The sequence below is a fragment of the Phyllobacterium lublinensis genome (assembly GCF_020164435.1).
Lineage (GTDB): Bacteria > Pseudomonadota > Alphaproteobacteria > Rhizobiales > Rhizobiaceae > Phyllobacterium > Phyllobacterium lublinensis.
Map to the genome: position 1 here is coordinate 1 of NZ_JAIUDQ010000031.1, position 3,899 is coordinate 3,899.

Below are 3,899 nucleotides of genomic sequence, written 5' to 3' on the forward strand. Positions count from 1 at the left end.
AGGCCTTACTTGAAGCAGCCCAAAGGCGACGGACCCGGCTACGCCTCCAAATCGGACTCTGCAGTGGAGAGTCAAAATGACGGATGACCGCTATTGGCCCCAAACCGGTCATTCTGGCCCCCGACGCTTACTTGATATCGACACCAGGCAAGAAGGCCACTCCATCTGAAGCGTGGTGGGCCCTAGGGACTCAACGACCGTCGTCAGAGCGGGCTGACTGCGCGGCGATCCATTTGACGGTGACCTGCTGGATAACGGAGATAAAGAGGGCCGTGGTGATTCCGAACATCATCAGTCCGTTGGCAGCCTGAAGCGGCCCAAGCAGCCGCATTCGGCCTTGCAACAAAACGTCACCATAACCGAGCGAAGTGAAGGTCACGCCCGAAAAATACATCGCCGTTTCAAAGTCGGCAAATGCACCGAGAATTCTGTACAGCAATGCCCAAAACGCGACCTGGACAAAGTTGCCGATCATTAGCAGTAGCATCAGAACGGAGAATTGAAGGAAGATCCCGCGCAGCGGCCTAGGACCGAGCGGTTGCCGTGAGGCCCGGGCGAAGTAACGGGCGGCAATCACCAATGCCAGCACCTGAAATGCAAGGCATGCCAACATGGCGAGCAGGCCGAGAACAATAACCGCGATCATGGCGGCGCATCTTCAGCATGCGGGTTGCCCTCGACGGGGTCGTATCTCAGCCATTCCATGAGCAGGACATAGCCTACGGCCAGGAGCACTGGCCCCACAAAAAGGCCGAGAAGCCCATCAGCGATCATGCCGCCAATCACACCGATGAGAATGATAGGCATTGGAACTTCAAGTCCCCGGCCGAGCATCAATGGCTTGAGGAGGTTGTCGCTGAGGCCGGCAATGACTGTCCAGATCGAAAAGATGATCGCCGGCGTTGTCGCTTCCGTTGCAAGAACATAGGCTATGACAGGTAGTGTTACGAGCAATGCCGGTACCTGCACGATGGCAAACAACAGCACCACCAGCGTCAAGACACCGGCTGATGCAAGACCTATTGCGAAAAAGCCTATGCCGATCAGCAGAGACTGGATGACCGCTACGCCAACGACGCCGACTGCCACGCCTCGGATCGTAGCAGCGGTCATCGCAACCAGCCGGGGGCCCTGCGCCTTGCTGCCCGTGATGCGTTCCAACAGGCGACTGGCGAATTGGGTGGCGCCTTCGCCATAGGCGATAAGCACGGCGGCCACAGCGAACGAAAGGACGAAGGACAGCTGACCGGCGGCCAAACCGCCCGCGAACGACGCTAGCCATGATGCAACTCCACCGAGCATTTTTCCGTACTTGGCAAGCGCCGCCGGCATGTTTGTCTCGACAAGCACCCATGTCTCTGTCAGTTTCTGGCCGACCACTGGCAGGTCGGCAAGCCATGACGGCGGCGGAGGCACCGTGAGGCTGCTGTCCTGCAAACCCGAGACGAACTCAAGTATGGAAGACCCGAGCGATGTCACTACCATGACCAGCGGGACCAGCATCAGCGCAACGCTGACGAGCCCGATCAACGTCGCCGACCAGCGGTTGCCGACCCGGGCGACCAGACGTTGGTGCAGCGGATAGAGCATTACCGCGAGGATCACTGACCAGAGAAGGATGCCGGTAAACGGCAATATGATGCGGCTACAGGCAAAGATCAGCAAGCCCACGAGTCCGATCTGAAGCACTGAATCGAGCATTCTCAAACGCGACGGTGCGTGCTCAGGTATTGTGACGTTCGGCTGCATTTTGCTGCCCCCCTTCCCAGCCAATCTGGATTTCAGACAGCTCGGTCCTCCAGCTAACTATTTACCTGTTGCGGCCATTCTGCAAGATAGATGCAACAGTGCTCGCTGGACGCGCCCTTGGACCTGGCATGTGCCGATCTAGTCTTAGGCCAGCGCGCTCATGCGTGTTCGTTGATCAGGCATCACAATGGTACCCGTTGCGATGGCGGCAGCTTAGGATTAAATTGCCCTTCCAACGCGACGGCCGCGTGATCTTAGGGGAAACGTCATGGCGTCGGATGCAACTGGGGCCCCTCGAGATGATGCTCCAAATACTATGGGCGCACCACTTAAAGAGAAAAACCCGCAGCGCACGGTCGCAATTACCGTGCTTCTTATGGCTTTGCTTCTGTTCGTCGTGACAGTTTTCATGGAGCGGCGCACGCCTTCCTCCTCGCAGGCGACGGTCAGTGCATATGTCGTTGGGATTGCACCGGAGGTTACCGGGCGAGTCATTGAAGTTGGCGTGACTGACAATAGCGCCGTAACGCCCGGCCAGATGCTGTTCCGGCTGGACCCGGAACAGTACCGGATTGCGGTTGCAGAGGCGGAAGCACGGCTTGCGGGGGTAGGCCAGACGATCGGCGCGTCGACGGCGGCCGTCGATGTCGCCCAGGCGAAGGTGGTCGAGTCGAAGGCAATCCGGGTCAATGTGCAGGATCAAGCCACCCGTGCCGTGGAACTTGTCAAGCGCGGTATCTACGCCCAGGCCAAACATGATGAGGCCGCGGCCGCGCTGGATCAGGCAGAAGCCGGGGTTGATGCCGCCGAGGCCGACCTCGCGCGGGCTCGGGAGGAGCTCGGGCCCGCAGGAAATGACAATCCGCAATTGCAGGAGGCGCTTGCTGCATTGGAAAGCGCTCAGCTTGATCTGCTACGCACGACGGTTTCAGCGCCAGCGGAAGGCGTCGTCACCAATCTTCAGCTTTCCGTCGGAGGTATGCTCAGCGCTGGCGAGAATGCGATGACCTTCATCGATACCGGCACGATCTGGATCACGGCCGCGTTTAAGGAAAACAGCCTCGAGATGGTTGCCGCGGGCGACCGTGCGGAGGTGCTTTTCGATGTTCTCCCCGGAAAGATTTTCGCCGCCACCGTCGAGGGCATCGGGTTGGGGGTGGCTCAGGGAAGTGTAGACCCAGCAACGGGCTTACCGAAGCTTTCCACAGACACCGGATGGGTGAGAACACCGCAGAGCTTTCCGATCCGACTGGTTCTCGACGAAGGTCGGCCTAAAGGGGTGCGCTATGGTTCGCAGGTGAATGTGGTGATCTACACAGGAGACCATCCAATCACAAATGCCCTCGGCAGCATCTGGATCCGGATTCTTTCGGTCCTCACCTATGTCAGCTGATACGCTCTTGCACGAGGAGGACCACGTTAATGTAAAGCGCAAGGGCCTGCGCATAGCGCTTGCCGTTGCGGTCGGCTTTTCCTGGTCGGTCTATTCGGGGGCGATCATCCCCTTTCTTGGTCCATTATTTGCGGCACAGTTTTTGATCGCCAGTTCCCGCCCTATGCCGTTGCAAAAGGCGTTAGCAGTCACAGCGCTGATTCTCGTCGTCGGAGCATTTTTGCAATTCGTAACGGTTCTGACCGGCGACAGGCCACCCGTTCTCTTGCTCCTGCTCGGGCTGATTTATTTCGGATGTTTCTACCACCAAGCCAACGGCAAGGGCGGCCCCACGATCTTTCTGGTGCTGGTGATTGCGGTTATGGTGCCGCTCCTCACAATTCTTAACGAGGACCTCGGCGACACCATTCTCATGATCCTGGTGCAGGGTGTGGTATCCGGGATGCTTTTGATGTGGATGGCCCATGCCTTACTCCCGGACCGGGGTAGCCCTGTGACCCAGGCCGCGACGGCGACCACATATCCGCGCGCGGCGGGCTATGCTACCGCCAACACCGCCATCCTCCTGATCGCGGTGGTCGCCTGCCTGACACGCGAGGGGCTGGCCACGGCTATTGTCATTCCAATAACGGTCGTGTCACTGCTCTTACAATTCGATGTCGCAGCGAGCACGCGCGCGGCCCTGGGGCTCGTGATAACCAATATCACTGGAGGCGTAGCCGGGTCCGTCGCCTTTGGGCTGCTTCAAGTAAGGCCC

General features: G+C 58.9%; 4 protein-coding genes. 2 read left to right on the forward strand and 2 right to left on the reverse strand.

The genetic code is table 11. The features are described 5' to 3' along the window. Window positions 1–190 precede the first annotated feature (190 nt). Both K9U38_RS21820 and K9U38_RS21825 read right to left on the reverse strand, forming a co-directional pair. Complete coding sequence (locus K9U38_RS21820) at window positions 191–646, reverse strand: potassium channel family protein (protein ID WP_224496459.1); 456 nt, start codon at window positions 644–646, stop codon at window positions 191–193. Next, window positions 643–1,749 (reverse strand): AI-2E family transporter, encoded by a 1,107-nt coding sequence (locus K9U38_RS21825; protein ID WP_224496460.1) that lies wholly within the window; start codon window positions 1,747–1,749, stop codon window positions 643–645. The genes K9U38_RS21820 and K9U38_RS21825 overlap by 4 nt, the downstream gene beginning before the upstream one ends. Window positions 1,750–2,017: 268 nt before the next feature. On the opposite strand from K9U38_RS21825, the gene K9U38_RS21830 reads away from it, so the two are divergent. Both K9U38_RS21830 and K9U38_RS21835 read left to right on the forward strand, forming a co-directional pair. After that, the gene (locus K9U38_RS21830) at window positions 2,018–3,142 is read left to right on the forward strand and encodes an HlyD family secretion protein (RefSeq protein ID WP_370632033.1); all 1,125 of its coding nucleotides are present in this window, start codon (window positions 2,018–2,020) and stop codon (window positions 3,140–3,142) included. Continuing rightward, window positions 3,132–3,899 (forward strand): hypothetical protein (locus K9U38_RS21835; protein ID WP_224496462.1); only part of this gene is annotated, 768 nt, incomplete at its 3' end. The genes K9U38_RS21830 and K9U38_RS21835, both read left to right, overlap by 11 nt.

Excerpts from the sequence above, each read along its gene's own strand:
- K9U38_RS21820 (WP_224496459.1), bottom strand. The coding sequence starts at position 646 with ATGATCGCGGTTATTGTTCTCGGCCTGCTCGCCATGTTGGCATGCCTT.
- K9U38_RS21825 (WP_224496460.1), bottom strand. The coding sequence starts at position 1,749 with ATGCAGCCGAACGTCACAATACCTGAGCACGCACCGTCGCGTTTGAGA.
- K9U38_RS21830 (WP_370632033.1), top strand. The coding sequence starts at position 2,018 with ATGGCGTCGGATGCAACTGGGGCCCCTCGAGATGATGCTCCAAATACT.